At 45.0% G+C, this 20,247-nt stretch carries 21 protein-coding genes and 1 tRNA gene; 5 read left to right on the plus strand and 17 right to left on the minus strand.

All coding sequences use genetic code 11. The annotated features are described in order from the left end of the window. Positions 1–22: 22 nt before the first annotated feature. Positions 23–979, minus strand: coding sequence for a phospho-N-acetylmuramoyl-pentapeptide-transferase (mraY, locus tag ACZMB2_RS01520; protein WP_487595298.1), 957 nt, complete (start codon positions 977–979; stop codon positions 23–25). 120 nt (positions 980–1,099) lie between these two features. Between mraY and ACZMB2_RS01525 the strand changes: the two genes are divergently transcribed. Next, a tRNA-Gly gene (locus ACZMB2_RS01525) sits at positions 1,100–1,170 on the plus strand. Between the two features lie 6 nt (positions 1,171–1,176). On the opposite strand, the gene ACZMB2_RS01530 is transcribed toward ACZMB2_RS01525, so the two are convergent. From ACZMB2_RS01530 to ACZMB2_RS01575, 10 genes are all read right to left on the minus strand, one after another. After that, positions 1,177–2,931 carry a peptidoglycan D,D-transpeptidase FtsI family protein gene (locus ACZMB2_RS01530; protein WP_487595190.1) on the minus strand — a complete coding sequence of 585 codons (1,755 nt, stop codon included), beginning with the start codon at positions 2,929–2,931 and terminating at the stop codon, positions 1,177–1,179. Between the two features lie 50 nt (positions 2,932–2,981). Next, the gene (locus ACZMB2_RS01535) at positions 2,982–5,126 is read right to left on the minus strand and encodes a peptidoglycan D,D-transpeptidase FtsI family protein (protein WP_487595191.1); all 2,145 of its coding nucleotides are present in this window, start codon (positions 5,124–5,126) and stop codon (positions 2,982–2,984) included. Positions 5,127–5,192: 66 nt separating this feature from the next. Then, a complete protein-coding gene (locus ACZMB2_RS01540) occupies positions 5,193–5,681 on the minus strand; it encodes an FtsB family cell division protein (protein ID WP_487595192.1) in 489 nt (162 codons plus the stop codon). Between the two features lie 32 nt (positions 5,682–5,713). After that, positions 5,714–6,649: a 16S rRNA (cytosine(1402)-N(4))-methyltransferase RsmH gene (gene rsmH, locus ACZMB2_RS01545; protein ID WP_487595193.1), complete on the minus strand. Its 936-nt coding sequence runs from the start codon at positions 6,647–6,649 to the stop codon at positions 5,714–5,716. A gap of 10 nt (positions 6,650–6,659) precedes the next feature. Further along, entirely contained in the window at positions 6,660–7,091 is a 432-nt protein-coding gene (gene mraZ / locus ACZMB2_RS01550) for a division/cell wall cluster transcriptional repressor MraZ (protein WP_487595194.1), read from the minus strand. Positions 7,092–7,309: 218 nt separating this feature from the next. Continuing rightward, positions 7,310–7,459 carry a hypothetical protein gene (locus ACZMB2_RS01555; protein WP_487595195.1) on the minus strand — a complete coding sequence of 50 codons (150 nt, stop codon included), beginning with the start codon at positions 7,457–7,459 and terminating at the stop codon, positions 7,310–7,312. Beyond that, on the minus strand, positions 7,449–8,330 hold the full coding sequence (lgt, locus tag ACZMB2_RS01560; RefSeq protein ID WP_487595196.1) for a prolipoprotein diacylglyceryl transferase: 882 nt from the start codon (positions 8,328–8,330) through the stop codon (positions 7,449–7,451). The genes ACZMB2_RS01555 and lgt overlap by 11 nt, the downstream gene beginning before the upstream one ends. A gap of 145 nt (positions 8,331–8,475) precedes the next feature. Then, positions 8,476–9,576 (minus strand): redox-regulated ATPase YchF, encoded by a 1,101-nt coding sequence (gene ychF / locus ACZMB2_RS01565; RefSeq protein WP_487595197.1) that lies wholly within the window; start codon positions 9,574–9,576, stop codon positions 8,476–8,478. A gap of 458 nt (positions 9,577–10,034) precedes the next feature. Then, a complete protein-coding gene (locus ACZMB2_RS01570) occupies positions 10,035–10,676 on the minus strand; it encodes a GNAT family N-acetyltransferase (protein ID WP_487595198.1) in 642 nt (213 codons plus the stop codon). Positions 10,677–10,777: 101 nt separating this feature from the next. After that, positions 10,778–11,341 (minus strand): TetR/AcrR family transcriptional regulator, encoded by a 564-nt coding sequence (locus ACZMB2_RS01575; protein ID WP_487595199.1) that lies wholly within the window; start codon positions 11,339–11,341, stop codon positions 10,778–10,780. Between ACZMB2_RS01575 and ACZMB2_RS01580 the strand changes: the two genes are divergently transcribed. The 4 genes from ACZMB2_RS01580 (at position 11,335) to ACZMB2_RS01595 (ending at position 14,988) form a co-directional block, all read left to right on the plus strand. Beyond that, positions 11,335–11,676, plus strand: coding sequence for a hypothetical protein (locus tag ACZMB2_RS01580; RefSeq protein ID WP_487595200.1), 342 nt, complete (start codon positions 11,335–11,337; stop codon positions 11,674–11,676). The two genes, ACZMB2_RS01575 and ACZMB2_RS01580, sit on opposite strands and share 7 nt — an antisense overlap. Further along, on the plus strand, positions 11,673–12,440 hold the full coding sequence (locus ACZMB2_RS01585) for an ATP-binding protein (RefSeq protein ID WP_487595201.1): 768 nt from the start codon (positions 11,673–11,675) through the stop codon (positions 12,438–12,440). The genes ACZMB2_RS01580 and ACZMB2_RS01585 overlap by 4 nt, the downstream gene beginning before the upstream one ends. Positions 12,441–12,693: 253 nt before the next feature. Beyond that, positions 12,694–13,602 (plus strand): LysR family transcriptional regulator, encoded by a 909-nt coding sequence (locus tag ACZMB2_RS01590; protein ID WP_487595202.1) that lies wholly within the window; start codon positions 12,694–12,696, stop codon positions 13,600–13,602. 111 nt (positions 13,603–13,713) lie between these two features. Further along, positions 13,714–14,988, plus strand: a complete 1,275-nt coding sequence (locus tag ACZMB2_RS01595) for an SLC13 family permease (RefSeq protein ID WP_487595203.1) — start codon at positions 13,714–13,716, stop codon at positions 14,986–14,988. Positions 14,989–15,156: 168 nt separating this feature from the next. Here the strand turns inward: ACZMB2_RS01595 and rseP are convergent, their stop codons facing one another. From rseP to pyrH, 6 genes are all read right to left on the minus strand, one after another. Beyond that, positions 15,157–16,188, minus strand: a complete 1,032-nt coding sequence (gene rseP / locus ACZMB2_RS01600) for an RIP metalloprotease RseP (protein WP_487595204.1) — start codon at positions 16,186–16,188, stop codon at positions 15,157–15,159. Between the two features lies 1 nt (position 16,189). Further along, on the minus strand, positions 16,190–17,332 hold the full coding sequence (locus ACZMB2_RS01605; RefSeq protein ID WP_487595205.1) for a 1-deoxy-D-xylulose-5-phosphate reductoisomerase: 1,143 nt from the start codon (positions 17,330–17,332) through the stop codon (positions 16,190–16,192). Positions 17,333–17,359: 27 nt separating this feature from the next. Continuing rightward, a complete protein-coding gene (locus tag ACZMB2_RS01610; protein ID WP_487595206.1) occupies positions 17,360–18,169 on the minus strand; it encodes a phosphatidate cytidylyltransferase in 810 nt (269 codons plus the stop codon). Beyond that, positions 18,166–18,861, minus strand: coding sequence for an undecaprenyl pyrophosphate synthase (gene uppS, locus ACZMB2_RS01615; protein WP_308458875.1), 696 nt, complete (start codon positions 18,859–18,861; stop codon positions 18,166–18,168). Before uppS ends, ACZMB2_RS01610 begins: the two co-directional genes overlap by 4 nt. Positions 18,862–18,974: 113 nt before the next feature. Next, positions 18,975–19,529: a ribosome recycling factor gene (frr, locus tag ACZMB2_RS01620; RefSeq protein WP_487595207.1), complete on the minus strand. Its 555-nt coding sequence runs from the start codon at positions 19,527–19,529 to the stop codon at positions 18,975–18,977. 15 nt (positions 19,530–19,544) lie between these two features. Continuing rightward, positions 19,545–20,240 (minus strand): UMP kinase, encoded by a 696-nt coding sequence (gene pyrH / locus ACZMB2_RS01625; RefSeq protein ID WP_118769358.1) that lies wholly within the window; start codon positions 20,238–20,240, stop codon positions 19,545–19,547. Between the last annotated feature and the right edge of the window lie 7 nt (positions 20,241–20,247).

Genomic DNA, 20,247 nt, shown 5'->3' on the forward strand with positions numbered 1-20,247 from the left:
GCATCTTTTTTTCTTTCAGAACTTAAATTCCTGCCAGTGCTACCAGGCAGCACAACGCAGTAATAATCGAAAACACCGTCACTACACGGGTCTCAGACCAGCCGCATTTTTCGAAATGATGATGAATAGGTGCCATCTTGAAAAACCGTTTTCCATGAGTCACCTTAAAATAAGTCACCTGAATCATAACAGAGAGCACTTCTACCAGATAGATAATACCTACCAGCAGAAGAAACAGCGGCATATTCATCATATAAGCTGTGGATGCTACAAATCCTCCCAATGCCAGAGAACCGGTATCTCCCATGAACACGCTGGCCGGATACACGTTAAAGAGCAGGAATCCAAGAAGACCTCCCACAACCGCAAGGGTAATCGGCGCAATGCCTGCATTGGTTCCCAACGCTACCACCGAGAAAAACACTGCAACCATCACGGTTACACTGGCAGCCAGTCCGTCCAGTCCATCCGTAAAGTTAGTTCCATTTACCGTTCCAATGACAACAAAGAACAGAAGCGGAATGGATAACCATCCGGGATTCAGACTGATATTCGGGAAAAACGGCACCTTCAGTGTCAGTCCCACATCCGAAATCTTTGCCATATAATAAGCAAATACGGCTGTCACCACCAGCTGGCCTGCCATCTTCTGTCCCGGCGTCAGACCCTCTGACCGATGAAGCACGACTTTGATAAAATCATCCAGAAAACCAACAATTCCAAATCCCACCGTCATAAAGAGCACCGGAATTACCTTCGGATACTGGGGCGCGTAGATCAGTGACGTAATCAGCACTGCCAGAAGGAAAATCACACCACCCATGGTCGGTGTTCCATTTTTCTTCAGATGAGTCTGGGGGCCATCATCCCTGACCGTCTGTCCCACCTTTAACTTTCTTAAAATCGGAATCACAATCGGACCTGCCGCTGCACTGATCGCAAAAGAAATCAGTACTGGAAGGGCAATCTTTACATCCATCATTCTCTTACACCTCTTCATTCATTCGTTCTTTTTGAAGTATACGTCTTCCGTAGTGAATTATCAACCTCTTTTTTCCTTGCTTTTTGCCCAAGGCAGGTGTAATATATAAAATATCCTGCAGGTATGGTTCATCGGTAGAACATCAGCTTCCCAAGCTGAGGAGGGGGGTTCGACTCCCCTTACCTGCTTTTTTCTTATTCTTTTTCTAGTTCTTTTTCTATCCCCAGATACGGCAGAATATTGGCAAAGATATTTTTTACCACCGGTGCGCAGACGGTTCCACCATAGTAGATACCCTGGGGATCATGAACGATGCACACTGCCAGCACCTGGGGATCATTCGCCGGAGCAAACCCCAGGAAAGAAGAAATATATTTGTGAGCACTTCTTGGCAGTGTCTGGGAAGTTGCTGTCTTTCCGCCAATCCGGTAGCCTTCCAGATAGGCTTTATGCCCGGACCCTTCCGACACTACCTTTTCCAAAATTTCCCGCATCTGTCCGGAGACTTCCTCCGATACGATTCCTTCCGTCACCGGATACTCCAGTTCTTTTAACACCTTGCCTTCCCGGTTTTGGATGGCAACCCCAAAATGCGGTGTCACTCTTCGTCCTCCGTTCACCACCGATGCCGCCATCACTGCCAGCTGCACCGGCGTAATCTGAAAAGACTGTCCAAAGGTCATGGTTGCCAGCTCCACTTCCCCGATATTTTCCAGTTGATGCATAATGGTGGACGCCTCGCCCGGAATGTCAATTCCCGTCTTTGTGAGCAGCCCATAGTCATTGAAATACTGATAAAACATCCTGGATCCCATTTTTAAACCCATCGTCATCAAGGCCGGATTGCAGGAATTTTCCATCGCATGGGTAAAATCTTCCGCGCCATGGCCGCCCGCCTTATGGCAGCGGATCCGCCGGTCTTCCACAATTTTATAGCCGGGGCAGTAATACTGATCCTGCAAAGTGGATGTTCCTGACTGCAACGCTGCCGAGGAGGTAAAGATTTTAAAGGTGGATCCCGGTTCATAAGTATCATTGACGCACTGGTTTCTCCACATCTGATTTCTGGCATCCTGCTTTTCCTGATCGGTCATGGAGGAAATATCCATATCTTCCGGCAGTGTAAACGGATCATTCAGATCAAATTCCGGTACGTTGACACAGGCATAGATTTCTCCGTTTTGCGGATTCATGACCAGAATGGACACATAGTCTGCCTGTTTATATTCCATGACTTTTAGTGCCTCCTGCTGAGCATAAGACTGGATATTATAATCAAGGCTCACCACCAGATCGTTTCCTGCCACCGGTTCTACCCGGTTTTCTTTGGCATTTTCAATCTCCACTCCTCTTGCATCGGTAAGGGTCAGAATCGTGCCCGGAATTCCCTGCAGATAATCCTCGTATTTTACCTCCAGGCCGATAATCCCCTGATTATCGCTTCCCGTAAATCCCAGCACCTTGGACGCCAATTCGCCATAAGGATAATACCGTTTGAAATCCTCATCCACTTTGACTCCCTCATAGCCATAATTTCGGATCCGATCCCCGATCTCTTTCTCTACATTAGACTGGATCCGTTCAATGGAACTGACCTTTTCCACTCGTTTTCGTACCCATTCTTCCGAAAGTCCCAGCTCCTCCGTCAGCATCTGAATGATCTGTTCCGGTTCTTTTACCTGACTGTGTATGACAGAAATCGTGCAGACAGTCCGGTTATCTGCCAGAATGGTTCCATTCCGGTCAATGATCCGGCCCCTGGCCGCTTTAATACTCCGCTCCCTCTCATGAAGATCTTTCGCCAGCTGCTGATAATAGGCAGATTCAAAAATCATCAGATAGCCAAGTCTCCCTGCCAGCGCAAAAAAGCTGAACACGCACACGCCAAACACGATCAAAATTTTCTTTCTATGAAAGGTTTTACAATACAAAAAAGCACCCCACAGCATAGATTCTCAGATCTATTCTATGAAATGCTTTTTATAGTTATTCGGTCATTCTATTCCGTTGGATTATCATCCTGCGGCTCTTCTGTCGCATTTTCCGGCTGGGTATCCACCAGATTTTCATTGACCGGAGAATCTCCCAGAACAGAATCATCCGCCTGATCAACAGTATCCGGATCCGGCATAGTCACTGTCTCTCCTGTCTGGGGATCCACCACCGTGCCTTCTTCCTGCTGATCTTCCGGTTCTTCAGAAGATTCTTCTGCTGCCGCAGCTTCCTCCGCTGCCTTCTGCTCCGCTTCCACCTCATCCTTCATATCATCCGGAATTTCCTCTGTCGGATAAATATTCAGGTACGGAAGCGCTTCTTTCATAATATTTTTCCAGATTTCCTGCGCGAAGGAACTGGTGGACTGCTTTACTGCATTCGGTTCATCCACAACCACATAAAGCACTACCTGCGGATGATCCACCGGTGCAAATCCAATAAAGGAAACCACATAATTCGTCTTATCCCTCGGAATCTTCTCTGCGGTACCGGTCTTACCACCCATGGCATATCCGGCAATTCTGGCATTGCGTCCAGTCGCATTATTTCCATTGGCGTCCTGCGGGCCATACATAGTGTTGTACAAATAACGACGGATCAGTGCTGATGTCTTCGTGGAAATAGGTGTTCTCAAAAGCACCGGTTCCACATTCTTTATCGTACCACCATCACTGGAAAGAATCTTTTTCACCACATGGGGCTGGTAATAATAGCCTCCGTTAATGGTCGCAGAAAATGCAGATACCATCTGAATCATCGTCACGTTAAAGTTCTGCCCAAAAGAATTGGTCGCCAAGTCTGTAGAACCCATAATCAGATTCTCGCTGGGTGCCGTATCTGACGGATAATAAATCAGGCTGTCTGTTCTTGCCTCTCCCGGAAGGTCAATGCCTGTCCGCAAACCAAAATTGAACAAGTTCTGATATTTGGAATAGTTTTCTTCTCCCAGTTTCGCTGCAATCTGCATCAAAGCGTCATTACAGGAGAATTTCAATGAGCCTTCCAGATCAATAATACCATGCCCTATCTTCTTTGCGCACCAGATGGTGTGTCCACCGACGGTCTGATTTCCATCGCACAGGAAGGTATCTCCATCATGTACGACTCCTGTCTCCAGCGCTGCTGCCACCGTAATTGGTTTTGCTGTAGAACCCGGCTCATAAGTATCACTGACACAGAAATTTCTCCACAGTTCATTCAGCGCATTTAACCGGTCTTCTTCTGAAAGATTTGCTGCATCTTCTTCCGAATAAAGTCCATTTGCCACCACATCATAAGGATTATTCAGATCATACCGGCGGTTGCTCGCCATGGCCAGCACTTCACCTGTATTAGGATCCATCATAATGGCTGCTGCCGTCTTACTTCCATCCCCCTCGCGGGCTGCATTTGTATATTTTTCCTGAAAATCGTCAATTGCTTTTTCCACGATTTTCTGCAGGGTTACATCAACAGTGGAAACAACACTCTCTCCGTCCACTGCTGCTTTTATTGTTTTGTCCTGCTCCAGATCCTCATTCAGGTAATTATAGCTCCTTCCGTCCTCCCCATTCAGAGTGTCGGAATATTGCTGCTCAATACCATACTGCCCCACATTTCCGGATACAGTGTAACCAATGACATTACATGCCAGAGAGTCGTAAGGATAACGACGGATATAAGTATCCTGAAGCCAGACACCTTCTATTCGGTTGACTTTATTCCCTTTGTCATCCTTCTCATTCTGCTTATCCTCAAAAGACTGTACCTCGTCCTTGGTCAGTTCTTTTTTCAGCATCACATAATGGCTGTTCTTCTTCTCTGACATAATGGTGTCCAGTTCAGACCGATCCATCTCAAAACATTCTACCAATGCCTGAAGAGTTGGTTCCAGATAATCCTTTTCCGGATCTTCATCATGATATTCCCACAGGACACCCGGATCGAGAATCACGTTGTATACTTTCTCACTGGTGGCAAGCACAGTGCCGTTCCGGTCATAAATATCTCCTCGTTTGTAGGGAAGTGTCGTACTGTTGGTATCCTGCTGTGCAAGAACTTTTTTCGTATACTGTTCTCCGCTCACCCGGTTAATATAAACCAGACGTACAATAATTCCAACTAAAATCAGCACTATTACGACAAATAATAGTGCTAATTTACGTTTCATTTTTAAAGTTATCTTCTGTCTTCTCGTCAAATGATGATGTCTTCTGCGTGTCGACACTGAATACTCCTATTCTCCATCTTTTCCAAGAACCTTATCCTTCAGACTGGAATGATCTGATGGGATATCTCCGTCCTGTCTTACATAGTCATCTGTTCCATTATCATACAGAACAACCTGATCCGGTCCGGCATACACCATGCCCAGTTCGTTAATGGCTACATCTCTGATATAATCCAGATCTACGGAAGTCATAATTCTCGTATAATGGTCATCGTTTTCTTTTCTCAGATCTTCCAGCTGCGTCTCCAGTGATGCAATATGTTTCATCCGGCTGGTCGTCTCCGCCTGCAGCTGTAAATAATTCACGCAGGACCACAAAACCATACAGGCCGCTGCCGCCAGAAAGATGGTATACAGAATATTTACATAAGATACCTTTTCTGCATGATGCCGTACATTTCTCTGCGGATGCTGCTCAATATATGGCCGCTGTGATGGCTGTATCTTCCGTACAGTATTACCTTCTATCACTCCACGTCTTCTTCCTGTGGACATATGCCGTATTCCTCCCATATCACTCTTTTATTTTATGCCCTTTCGAAAACCCTCAGCTTGGCACTTTTTGACCTGCTGTTTTCTTCCAGCTCCCTCTCTCCCGGAAGAATAGGCTTTCTTGTTATCACTCTGCCTTTGGAAACCTTTCCACATACACATACCGGAAAATCCGGCGGGCACGTACATGGATGTTCATTTTTCCGAAATGCATTTTTTACTATTCGATCCTCCAGAGAATGGAAAGTGATAATACACAGTCTTCCACCTGGATTCAGGAAATCAATCATGTCATCCAGTGAATCCCTCAACACTTCCAGTTCCCGATTCAGCTCAATCCGGATGGCCTGAAATGTCTGCTTGGCCGGATGGCCTTTCTGCATCCGGATCTTTGCCGGAATTGCAGCCTTGATAATCTCTACCAGCTCTCCTGTGGTCTCGATTGGTTTCTTCTCTCTTGCCTGTACAATATGTTTGGCAATATTTTTTGCAAATTTATCTTCTCCGTAATCACGGATAACCCGGAACAGCTCCATCTCGCTGTAACCGTTTACAATATCTTTCGCTGTTTTATCCTGCCGCTGATCCATCCGCATATCAAGCGCCGCATCTTCCCGGTAAGTAAACCCTCTGTCCGCTTCATCCAGCTGATAGGAAGACACTCCCAGATCAAGAACAATTCCGTCTACTCCGGTAACACCTCTGGTTTTCAGCTCCTGCACCATCTGGCAGTAATTGCTTCGGATAATAGACACTTTCTCCCCGAAACCAGAAAGCCGTTCCCCTGCTGCCTGAATTGCCGCTGCATCCTGGTCAATTCCATAAAAATGACCCCGATCCGATAAGCGGCTGCAGACCTCATATGCATGTCCACCGCCCCCGAGCGTCCCATCCACATAGATTCCGTCAGGCTGAATATGAAGTTCTTCGATAGTCTCATGTAGCATGACAGAATAATGATTAAATTCCATGTGTCTGTACTCACTCCTTGTTGTTCAAATAATTCAGATGGCTGGCAATCATGTCCATATCACCAAAATCTGCATTTTCTTTCCAGCGTTCCTCATTCCAGATCTCAATATGATCCAGCATTCCGGCTAACAGTACATCCTTTTCCAGTCCTGCAAATTCACGAAGGGTTGCAGGAAGTAAAATTCGTCCCTGCTTGTCCAGCTCGCAGGTAGTGGCTCCTGCCACGATAAAACGCATGAAAAGCCGGGCATTTTTGTCTGTAAGGGGAAGTTTTTTCAGGTCTGCCACGTAGGCTTCCCAGCTATCCATAGGATACACAAAAAGACAGCCATCCAGTCCTCTTGTCACGACGAATTCTGCACCAAGCAGTTCGCGGAACTTGGAGGGAACAATCAGCCTGCCCTTGGGATCTACCGTATGTCTGTACTCGCCCATGAACATGCGTCTTCACCCTCTTTCGCACTGTCGGTTCCTCCACTTTATTCCACTTAGGAACCATTATGCACCACTTTTCTCCACTTACTTGTTAATAATACCCCCTATCTTTCCAAAAATCAATACAATCTTAAGAATTTCTTATGATTTTCAGCTTCCATTTTTCGGAATTTTTCCAAAAAAATGCCGTGGAGCATTTATCTGCTCCACGGCATTTTTTGTCCTTATGCAGTTGTGTGTACTTCCGTTTCGTATGCTTCTATGAGGCGGTCCATTTTTCTGGCCTCCTCAAGAAGTTCTGTCAGATGAGTGGCATTCTCCGCCATTTTGTCCAACACACTACGCTGTTCTTCAATTGCCTGTTTAATGTTCATTCTTCTCTGTCAGTTCCTTTGTTTTCAAACGATTTCTTCCCCTTATAATCATAGCTAGAGAAAACAATATCAGGACACCTGCCAGAAGCTGTGAAACAGGGATGCCTGTCCCCCCGATCTGAAGCTGATCTGTCCGAAGGCCTTCAATCCAGATACGTCCCATTCCGTATCCCAGAAGGTACATCAGGAACTCTTCACCTTGAAATTTTTTTCGCGTCCGGTACCAGTAGAGAAAACAAATCACGACCAGATTCCAAAGTGACTCGTACAAAAAAGTCGGATGTACCTGTATAAACTGCTCTCCTCCGATGATCTGCACATGTTCCCACATCTGCTCAGTGATCTCATGTGCACGCACTGCACTAACAGGAAGCTGCATGGCAAACAGCCCGTCCGTATATCCGCCAAAGGCTTCTCTGTTAAAAAAATTACCCCAGCGTCCCAGTATCTGACCTGCAACCAGTCCGATACATGCCGTATCCAGCATCAGTGTAAAAGACTGCTTTTTCACACGGCTGTACACAAAGACTGTCAGCACAGCTCCGATCACAGCTCCATAAATCGCGATTCCGCCCTGTCTCAGATTAAAAATGCTGAGCAGATTGTCCTTATAGTTGTCCCATGAGAAAATCACATAATATGCCCGTGCACAAATAATGGAGACCACAATGGCATAGATCACCAGATCTGTATATGTGTCCGGATTTTGTCCCGTCCGCTTTGCTTCCCTCTCTGCCAGAAACAATCCTAACAAAATGGAGCATCCCATGATAATTCCATAGTACGCAACCGGAAAGCCGAACACAGAAATGAATTTTCCCACATGATCCAGGTATATCCCCAGATGCGGAAAGTTAATTGACATGTTCATCGATGAGTAATCCTTTCCTTATGAATCGCCCGGTACGATTCATGCTTTTATTTTAGTTTCTGCACGAATCTTTTGCAACCGGATTCTATCGACATTTTTCGACATTTACAGTTAAGCTCAACCATACTCCGTTCCCGGTAACTGTTTATACATTAAAGCGGAACAGAATCACATCACCGTCTTTAACCACATAATCTTTTCCTTCCATGCCGACGATTCCCTTTTCTCTCGCTGCGGAAAGGCTTCCATTATCAAGAAGATCCTGATAGTTCACAACCTCTGCCTTGATAAATCCGCGTTCAAAATCTGTATGAATCTTACCTGCTGCCTGCGGTGCCTTTGTACCTTTCTTGATCGTCCATGCACGACACTCATCTTCTCCTGCAGTCAGAAAACTGATCAGTCCCAAAAGGCTGTAGCTTGCTGCCACTAGTTTGTCAAGTCCACTGGACTCTACACCCAGATCCTCCAGGTATTCTTTCTTCTCATCCTCATCCAGTTCAGAGAGTTCCTGCTCAATCTGTGCACAGATGACAAATACTTCTGCGCCTTCTTCTTTTGCCATCTCTCTTACTTTTGCTACGTGTGGATTGGAAGCTCCGTCATCTGCCAGATCATCCTCTGTTACGTTGGCTGCATAGATCGTCGGTTTTGCAGTCAGAAGATTGTAATTCTTAAACCACAGCTGATCGTCTTCATCATCAGGCACCTCAAAGGTTCTTGCCATCTTGCCCTCTTCCAGATGCGCTTTGACAGCCTCTACCAGTTCCAGTTCTTTGGCATAGGTTTTATCCATCTTTGCCTGTTTTCCGATCTTGGAAATTCTTCTGTCCAGAATCTCGATATCAGAGAAGATCAGCTCCAGGTTAATCGTCTCAATATCTCTTGCCGGATCAATGGAACCATCCACATGAATGATATTCGGGTCCTCGAAGCAGCGTACCACATGAACAATGGCGTCTACCTCACGGATATTTGCCAGAAACTGGTTGCCAAGTCCCTCACCTTTGCTGGCACCCTTTACCAGACCTGCAATATCTACAAATTCAATGGTAGCCGGTGTTACTTTCTTTGTATGATACAGCTCGCCCAGTTTTACAATTCTCTCATCCGGAACAGATACGATGCCAACGTTCGGATCAATTGTTGCAAAGGGATAGTTTGCAGACAGCGCTCCTGCCTTGGTCAGAGAATTAAATAATGTACTTTTTCCTACATTTGGAAGTCCGACGATACCTAATTTCATGCTATCAATTACCTTGTTCAGAAATTCCTGGTTTTCAGGATATTCTGCCTTTCTCTTTCTTTCCTTACACAGCTCGGGCAAATCCTGGCTGGATTTGCCCGATACAGCATTATATTATAGCACATCCCTGTGGGTTTGGAAAGAGGTGGTTCTGGGGTTCCGCACTTTATTGACCGGGTTCGGGCGTGGGCTCTGGGGTTATGTGTCCCGGACCGGGACGTGGATCTCTGCACCCAACTTGCCAAAAAATTTCCTGCCTTTTTTGAAAAATGTGGAACTATCAGCCAACGAAGCCCGTTTCTGGCCCATTTCACGTAAAAAAGCTTGTTGTGGCGACGTGAAACAGGAACTGGCGCGGAACTATTTCTGTTTCCTGTTCTGTTCCATCAAATACTTTTTCATTACATTTTTTTCCTCCTGTTCTCTGCATGTGAAGCGGATATTCACGAACCACTTCGCTAAAATAACTGTCCCGTCAGTTTCTTTTTCTCTTTATATGGAAACTGCTTATCAAACTCTTCTGCCTCCTGCTCATCTACAAGATAGCCTTCTGGTGTTGCATACTCTCCAGTAATCCCATTAAGATACCCCGGTACAAGTTCTTTACACAAAAAGAATGATGCATCTTCCCCTTCCGGCAATCCATGATATCGGATACCATACTCGCTTGCCAGTTTAAATCCACTCTTACCGTAAAAATCAATATTTCCTTCAAAGCATAGTGCTCCACAGCCATTCTCTGCTGCTTTCTCCAATGAATAATCAAGCAGGATTTTCCCATATCCTTTCCGCTTATATTCATTCTTGATACAGATTGGTCCCATCGTCATAATTGGAATATATCTTCCATCATCCGATTTAATACTCGTTCTCATAAACATATTCTGACCAATCAGCTTACCATCTTCATCATTTTCTTTAAGAAGCATCACAAAATCCAGTTCCGGAACAAATTCCGGATCATTTCTGAGCTGATGCAATACATAATGCTCAAGGCATCCCGGACGATACACATTCCAAAAACTTTCTCTTACCAGATTTTCTACTTTCTGATACTCTTCCTTTTTCTCTAAACGAATCATAATATTACTTTTTTCCATTTCTTTTATGTCCTCTCTTAAAAACTATGATAAAAACCGATAATCCTGATTTTTCAGTATCAGAATTAACAGCTCTGCGTCTTAAGCGTCTGGCTCTTATATTACTGCTTCATTTCTTCTACAATTTTGTCCATCATCTGTTTAAACTGACATTTTGCTTTCGTCTTATCTGTTGCTCCATCATATACACTATAATAGAAAAACATATTTGCATAAAATTTAACTGCATTCTCTTCCGGATTTTTTATTTCCATATTTTTGAACAGATCCTTCACGTAGTCTGCCGGTCCGGATACCAGATATTGCTGATATAAATTCTGCATCTCTTCACTGCGAAACTGCTCTATTGTCAGCATCTTCCGAAACGATGATGCAAAATCATCCTCTGTCCAGTATTCAAACATGGACTTGCTGTATTCCACAAAATCATCCAATGATACTGTCTCATACTTTTCAGGCATTTTCTCTTTATCCTCTTGTGGCATATCATATTCTCCTGCCTGTTCACCATCCTGCTGCTCCATACGTTGTACAATACAGTCAAAAATATCTCTTTTGCTTTTGTAATGACGGTACAATGCCCCTTTTGTCATATCAAGTTCTCCTGCTATCTGGCTGACTGAGACAGCCTCGTAACCATCTCTGGCGAACAGATGCAATGCCACAATATTACAAAGAAGTCAATTCAAAAGATGGTGCTTACTACAGGCGCTGGGCTACCAGTATCGTTCCATATATGGCGAAGCTTATTGATACGGTATTACTTGCACCACAGCACGAAGAGCAGGCATACAACAGCTGCAATGGCATCCTGCATATGTGTAAAGACTTCCCGAAACTGATACTAGAGGACATCGCAAAAATATGTGTGGAAAGCAATGCCTGCAGGTATTCCTATTTCAAAAAACTTTTGAAAAACGAAAAGAACAATCTTTCTGAAGGTTCTGTATATAAGCTTCCGGAACACAGTAACCTGCGCGGAAAGGAGGAGTATCAATGATCGATAAGCCTTCACTTTCCATAGAGGATTATGAAATCTGTAATAAACTGAAAAGTATGCGCTTCTCCGGAATGGCAGAGGCATTGGAAGAGGTACTGGCCGATCCGAACGCAGAGCTTCTTCCGTTCAGAGAAAAAATTCAACGTATTGTCGATGCCGAATGGAATCTGCGGTATACCAAGAAGCTGAACCGCTTTATAAAAAAGGCCACTCTTAAATATCCTGCTGCGGATCTGGATGACACCATTTATCATCCAGAACGACAGTTAGATGCACACATCATAGAGGAACTTTCTAAATGTGAATGGATCGAACAAGGCAAAAATCTTGTCATCACAGGAAAGACCAGTTCCGGTAAGAGCTATCTTGCTAATGCGTTAAGTATCTGTGCCCTGCGCCAGTTCAAAACAGCCAGGTATATAAAAGCAAGCCAGATGATAAACGAATTATCCAAGGCTGAAAAGTTGGACAACTATCAGGAAGAACTGTCAATCTATGCCGGATATGATCTGCTTGTTGTTGATGACTTTGGATTAATGAGCATGGATGTAAATAAGTGCCGTAACCTGTTTGAGGTATTTGATAGCAGGGATCCCCACAAATCCATCCTTGTGATTTCTCAGTTTCCGGTATCTTCCTGGTATGATATGTTTCAGGATCATACCTACGCAGAAGCGTGCCTTGCACGCTTACTCAGCGGAGCTTACCGTCTGGAAATGAACGGCAAAAATATGCGAAATATGGAACCTATAAACAAGCAATAAACGGACAGCGCACCGCTGGTGCGAGCCTCTTACACCGCTGACGCGAGAAAGAGGCTCCGTTTATCCGAAATCTACATTCTGCCGATTTGAACAGATAATTCATCTATTTTGATGTTTTACATGGAACTGATAATATGTTTCCCGATGATAAAAAAATACATTAATATTACAGCGTAGATATAAGGGTTGCTTTTTTACCGGTTTGTGCGCTATGATTTTTAAGACAACAACTTTGAAAGGAATTTTCATTTTCATGGACAAAAACATACACTATATCCTGGAAGTCGGACGCTGTGGTGGAATTACCAAAGCCGCAAACAAGCTCTACATTACGCCCTCTGCTTTAAGTAAATTTGTCCAGACAAGAGAAACTGAACTGGGCGTACTTTTATTTCATCGAATCGGAAAGCGTTTTGTGCCAACTGAAGCCGGAAAATACTATATTCAAAAATGTGAAGAAATCGAAAAACTCCAGCTGGAACTAGACTTGCAAATGCAGCATTTTTCCAATGTCAGTCACAAAGTCATCCGTATTGGTGTGCAGCCATCTTTTTCTACAGTTGTCCTCGACAAAGTGCTTCCGGAATTTCAGAGGAACTGTCCCGAAATAAAAATTATTCTGCAAGAACATCCTTCCGCAGATTTGATGAAAATGCTGCAAAAGCAGAAAGCGGATGTAATCCTGACCACAACCGATAACCGGAATTCCGATTACAAATACTCTCTCATCAAAACCTGCGAAACAGTGATTGCAGTAGGAAAAAATCATCCACTCATAAAAAAAGCCCATCCCCGGAAGGATTTCCTTTATCCATGGATCAATATGGAAGAGTGTGCCAAGGCAGAAAATGTAATGTTACTTCCTGGAACTTCATTTCGTCAGAAAGCAGATGCTCTTTATGCTGATAGTCATTTAATGCCAAATATTAAATATCAGATTAGTGGAACCAGAACAGGACTTACCTGTGTTGCTCTCAATCAGGCTGTCATGATCACACTTGACCATATGATCTTTAATAATATTTTTTCAGACAGGATTCGTCCTCTTTCTATTGGTGAGCATCCTTTACATACGGAATTAAATCTGATTTATATGAAAGATAATATTTTCTGTAAAGAAATACAGATACTAAGTCAGATTATCCGTAACTACGTCAAATAATATCAATTTAAACTACATATATTTTGAAAATAATGAACTGTACTTCATATCTTCTCTATTATACAATTATAATAATGTTAAAAAATTATCATATATAATAGGAGAAAAACAATGACACCATTGCAGATTACTTTGCTTATTTTACTTGTTACTATCATCGCTTTTGCAACCGGTAAAATCCCCTTTTCTGTAATTTCATCAGGTATTATTCTTGCCCTTATAATTACCAAGGTTCGCACACCTGCTGAAGCATTCAGTGGATTCATTAACACCAATGTCATCATGTTTGTCGCCATGTTTGTTATTGGTGCCGGACTCACAAAAACGAGCCTGATTGACCATGCACAAAATCTTGTAATACGCTATAAGGAAAATCCGCGTATGCTGATTTTTTTGTCCTGTCTGGCAGCTTCGCTTCTGGCTTGCATTACAAATGCAACTGCAACTGCAGCCATCATGATTCCGCTCCTTGTCGGAATCGCTAACGATATCGGGACAAGCCGGAGCAAATTACTTTTTCCCGCAATGGCATGTGCAAATGTTGCTACTTCCATGACTTTTCTCGGTCAGGGTGCCAGCAATATGACATGGAATGATATTATGATGAAAGGCGGTGCCCCTCATTCATTACATGTATGGGATTTTACCATTGCACGAATTCCGCTGCTCATAGTAGCAATTGCTTACATGGTCTTCTTCGGTTCTAAATTAATGCCAGATATAGACAACAGTAAATTTGATGACAGTGTACATAATAAAAACGGCTCTGACAAATTAGATCCTTTCAAAGAAAAAATTGCACTTATTATCGTTTTAGCAACTATTATTTTGATGCTTTTTGAAAATGTAATTGGTGTCAAAATGTACCTGATAGCCTGTATTGGTGCAGTTCTTCTTGTACTTAGTGGAGTACTTTCAGAAAAAGAAGCACTGGAATCCATCCATCAACCGACTATCTTTTTATTTGCCGGAGTGCTTGCTCTTTCCGATGCAATTAAAGTAACCGGTGCCGGCGATCTGGTAGCAGACCTTATGATCCACCTTCTCGGAAATGCAACAAATCCATATATTATAATGGCGGTATTTTTTACAATTCCTTTCCTTTTGACACAGGTAATGTCAAATCTGGCAACCCTGACTATTTTTATTCCTCTGGTTACATCTGCATGTCTCAAAATAGGAATTGATCCAAGAGCAGCGGTTGTCGGTGTACTTACTGCAAGCTGTATCTCCATTATGACACCAATGGCTGCACCGTGTCAGATCATGATTATTGAACCAGGTGGTTATACTTTTAAAGACTACTTGAAATGTGGAACTCCTCTGGCACTTATTCTTGCCGTAATAACGATCTTTTTAATGCCTATAATGTTTCCTTTTTATTAAAAATTTTTCTTATACACAAAACGGGACTACAAAAAGTCCCGTTTTATTTCACCTCTTCTTATATCCCACCAGATTCCTTCTTCCATTCGATACTAGAAATACATTATCAGCACACACTTTGAGCAAAAAACGCCTGCGGTTACCCGCAGACGCTCTCATTTTCATTTCTTATCTTAAAAAAATCTTATACACATCATTAAAAAGAATCAGCACCATCAATCCCATGAGAAATACAAAACCAAGGAAATGTACCATACTCTCTTTCTCCGTCGGAAGTGCCTTTCCACGGATAGCTTCAATAATCAGAAAGACCAGCCGTCCGCCATCCAGCGCAGGAATGGGCAGGAGGTTCATGACCCCCAGGTTGACGCTTAGGAGAATTGCCATCATCAGCAGATTCATAGCCACATAGAACCAGCCATCCGGACGGGATTCCTGATAAGTCTCACCGATGGCATCCACGATGCCAACCGGACCGGACATTTCATTTAAGCCCACTTGTCCGCGCACCAGCATGGACAGGCTCTCCACCGTGGCTTTCATCCAGTAGCGGACTTCCGCCCCACTGTAGCCGAACACCTGGAACACATTTCCTTTATCCCGGTAAACAGATTTGGAGAATCCATAGAGGTAAGCTCCATTTTCACTCTGAAGCGGCGTCAGAGTCACTTTGTAGCTCTCGCCGTCTCTTTTGTAGGTTACTTCTGCGGTCTGTCCCTGATGAAGGGTACTGTAGAGGCTTACTTCCCTGTACAGAAAAGTGTGACTGCCGCCGATACTGGTGATCTGGTCACCATCCTCCATGCCGGCTGCTTCCGCTGCGGAACCGGGGATGACATTGATTACGGTACTGTCATAACCCACTCCTGCCACAATGATCATGGCCATCAGATAGGCAAGGATAAAGTTAAAGATGGGACCTGCCGCCACTACGGAAATCCGGGTCCAGACGGAAGCACTTCCAAAGGATCCCTCTTCGTCGCTGTCTCCATCCTCTCCCACCATCAGGCAGGAACCGCCAAATGGAAGCAGCTTCAGAGAATACCGGGTTCCACCCCACTCATGGCTCCACAGTCTTGGTCCCATGCCAAGGGAAAATTCCGTCACCGCAATCCCGCCCCGCTTCGCCAGGAGAAAATGTCCCAACTCATGGAACAGCACAAGGGCACTGAAAATAATCAGTGCAAAAATGATACTCAATCTACCACCTGCTCTCAATCAGTTCATAGGTTGCCGCTTCTGTCTCCAGAATCTGCTCTACTGTCGGATTCTCTGTCACTTTATGTTCTTCCATGCAGCTTCTGATGATTTCCGGAATATCCAGAAAACCGATCTTGCGATCCAGGAATTTGGCAACTGCACGCTCATTGGCTGCATTGTAGACTGTCGGCATAGTGCCGCCTGCTGCCGCTGCATTAAAGGCCAGCTTCAGTCCCGGGAAGTTCTCCATATCCGGCTTCTCAAAAGTAATCTGATTCAGTGTCCAGAAATCCAGACGATCTCCCGGCAGATGCCGGCGGTTCGGATAATACAGGGCATACTGGATCGGAAGTTTCATATCCGGTGTGCCAAGCTGCGCGATGACCGCGCCGTCCACGAACTCTACCATGGAATGGATGATACTCTTCGGCTGTACCACAATCTGAATATCTTTTGGCTCCACACCAAAGAGCCAGCGGGCCTCCATCATTTCCAGTCCCTTATTGACCAGAGTTGCCGAATCAATGGTAATCTTTCTTCCCATGGACCAGTTGGGATGCTTCAGTGCGTCCTCCACCTGGACATTTTTCAGTTCTTCTTTTTTCTTTCCGCGGAACGGGCCGCCGGATGCCGTCAGAAGAATCTTCTTCAGCTGATCCTTATGCTCACCGTTCAGGCACTGGAAAATGGCGCTGTGCTCGCTGTCCACCGGGAGAATTTTCACATGACACTCTTCTGCCAGCGGCATGATAATGTGTCCTGCGGTTACCAGAGTCTCTTTATTTGCCAGCGCAATGTCTTTTCCCGCTTTCATGGCTGCAATGGTCGGACGGATACCGATCATACCGACGATAGCCGTTACCAGAATCTCAGATGCCGGGTCTGTTGCCACTTCCAGAAGTCCATCCATACCGGATACGACTTTTACCGGAAGATCCTTTACCCGATCCCGTAATTCTTTTGCTTTTTCCTCGGTCCACATAGCCGCCAGAACCGGATGAAATTCCCGGATCTGTTTTTCCATCAGATCAACGTTGCCGCCTGCTGCCAGTGCGGTAATCTGAAGATCTCCGTTCTCCCGTACCACTTCCAGGGTCTGGGTACCGATGGAACCGGTGGAACCTAATATTGCTACTTTCTTCATCGTTCTTCTCTCCTGTAGAATCTCCAATTAATGGTTAAAATATAATGCCAGAATGTAAATCATGGGCGCGGTCACAATAACGCTGTCAAACCGGTCCAGAATACCGCCGTGTCCCGGGATGAGGGTTCCATAATCCTTGATATCATGTTGTCTCTTCACCGCAGAAGCTGCCAGATCACCGATCTGGGAGGCAGCCGCGCCGACTCCACAGATTACCGCATAAAGTCCCGGATCTCCCTCTGCCAGTGCACCGAACAGAGCACCAAGAAGGGCAGCGCCCACCACGCCGCCTACGGCACCTTCGATGGATTTCTTCGGGCTTAACACCGGCGCCAGCTTGTGTTTGCCAATGAGCACACCGGTGCAGTAGGCACAGGTATCACAGCCCCAGGCGCTTAAGAAAATAAGCCATACCAGCTGAAAGCCATCCTCCAGCATCCGGGTCTGGTAAATAAAACTCAACATGACCGGCACATACAGAATTCCAAAATAGGCTTCCGTAATCTTCCGGGTATCATACTTCGGAAAAGAAAATACATAAACAGCCAGAAACAGCATCAGGGTAATAACCAGAGTCATCCACAGATTTTCTTTCCATGCCAGATCTCCTCCGCAGACAATCCACTCTATAAATGCCCACATAACGGTTCCGATCATACCAATCCACCAGAGCAGATCATTTTTCTGAATATCCACTGCCCGGTAAAATTCATGCAGTCCCACAAAGCCGGCCAGCGTCACCGCAATCCAAAGAGGCCAGCTGCCATAGGCACCAGTCACCAAAATGATTGCCACCAGAAGGATTCCGCTTCCCAGTCTGGTTAAAAATGATTTCATTCTTCCTTCACTCCCCCATAACGACGATCTCTGCCGTTATATTTTTCAATGGCTTTTTCCAGTTCTGCCTTGTTAAAATCAGGCCACGGCACATCTGTAAAATAAAATTCCGTATACGCCAGCTGCCACATAAGGTAATTGGAAAGACGCAGCTCTCCGCTGGTACGGATCAGAAGATCCGGATCCGGGATGCCTGCCGTATCCAGATGGTCAGAAATCGTCTCCTCCGTAATATCCTCCGGACGGATACCTTCCTCCACAATCTTCGTCACGGCTCTGCGGATCTCATCACGGCTTCCATAGTTGATGGCAATGGTAAAATTTAATCCGTCCTGATCTTTGGACTCTTCTTCCAGTTTTGCAATGCTGTCCTGGATATCCTGTGCCAGTCCGGTCTTATCACCGATGACGCGGACTTTCATATGATTCTTCTTTGCTGTTTTGACACAGGTTTTCATATAATTGCGGAGCAGTGTCATAAGGGCATCCACTTCATCCTTGCTGCGCTTCCAGTTCTCCGTGGAAAAAGCATAGACCGTCAGATATTTAATCCCCATATTATATGCTTCTTCACAGATTCTCTCCACATTTTTTGCACCCTGGACATGTCCGTAATTACGGGGCATTCCCTTTGCCTTTGCCCAGCGGCCGTTGCCGTCCAGAATAATGGCTACATGCTGCGGAATCTTCATATTATTTCATCCTCCACATTTCCTTAAAACGTATTTTAGGCTGCCGCCGGGAAGAAAGCTCAATATTTCCCACACTTTCTCCATTCCGACAGCAGCCTCCCTCACCGCATGCCTTATACGGTCATAATCTCTTTTGTCTTCTCTTCAATGGCTTTGTCGATGTCGGCAATATATTTGTCCGTCATCTTCTGCACCTTGGTCTCCAGATCTTTCTGGTCATCCTCAGTCAGCTCATTGTTCTTGTTCATCTTCTTAAATGCTTCGTTTGCATCACGGCGGATGTTACGGATGGCAACCTTTGCCTCGTCACCTTTCTTCTTTACATCCTTTGCAAGCTGTTTTCTGCGCTCCTCTGTCAGCTCCGGGAATACCAGACGGATGGAAGAACCATCGTTGGTCGGATTGATGCCAAGCTCAGAAGTCATGATGGCTTTCTCGATCTCTTTGATCATTTTCTTTTCCCACGGCTGAATCTGGATGATTCTTGCCTCCGGAACAGAAATATTTCCAACCTGCTGCAGCGGGGTCGGTGTTCCGTAATAATCTACTTTAATTTTATCCAGCACATGCGGATTGGCACGTCCTGCACGGATAGCTGCCAGATCTCTTCCCAGTGCATCAAAGGATTTGGTCATTTTGCTCTCATATACCTGTAATCTCTCGTCCATGAATAAGTCCTCCCTTTAAACCGTTACTTTCGTTCCGGAAAATTTTCCCTTTAATGTATTCACAATGCTGTTCTCTTCATTTAACCCGAATACCATCATGGGCATCTTGTTCTCCATACACATAATGGAAGCAGTCAGATCCATCACTCCAAGCTTCTGATCGATGACGGTCTGGATGGAAATCTCGTCATATTTCTTTGCATCCGGATTCAGCTTCGGATCGCTGTCATAAATACCGTCCACTGCTTTTGCCAGCAGAATGACATCTGCTTCAATCTCAATGGCTCTGAGGGTTGTCGTGGTATCCGTAGAGAAATACGGATGTCCGGTTCCACCTGCGAAGAAGGTTACCACGCCCTTCTCCAGACACTCTACCGCTGCATCCTTGGTAAACATCTCTGCCATGGGTCCCATGGTGAACGGAGTAAATACCTTCGTCTTCATGCCGACACTGCGGAAAATCTCGGACACGTAAATGCAGTTCATAACCGTTGCCAGCATTCCGATCTGGTCGGATTTGGTACGGTCGATGTTCTCGCTGGTTCTTCCGCGCCAGAAGTTGCCACCGCCGATAACTACGCCTACCTGCACGCCGCTGTCGCAGACTTCCTTTACCTGTTTTGCCACCTGTACGCAGGTCGCCTCGTCAAAACCGGTGTGCTTCTCCCCTGCGAGAGCCTCACCGCTCAGTTTCAGTAATACACGCTTCATATAGCAC

The organism is Hominiventricola sp. (assembly GCF_057604405.1).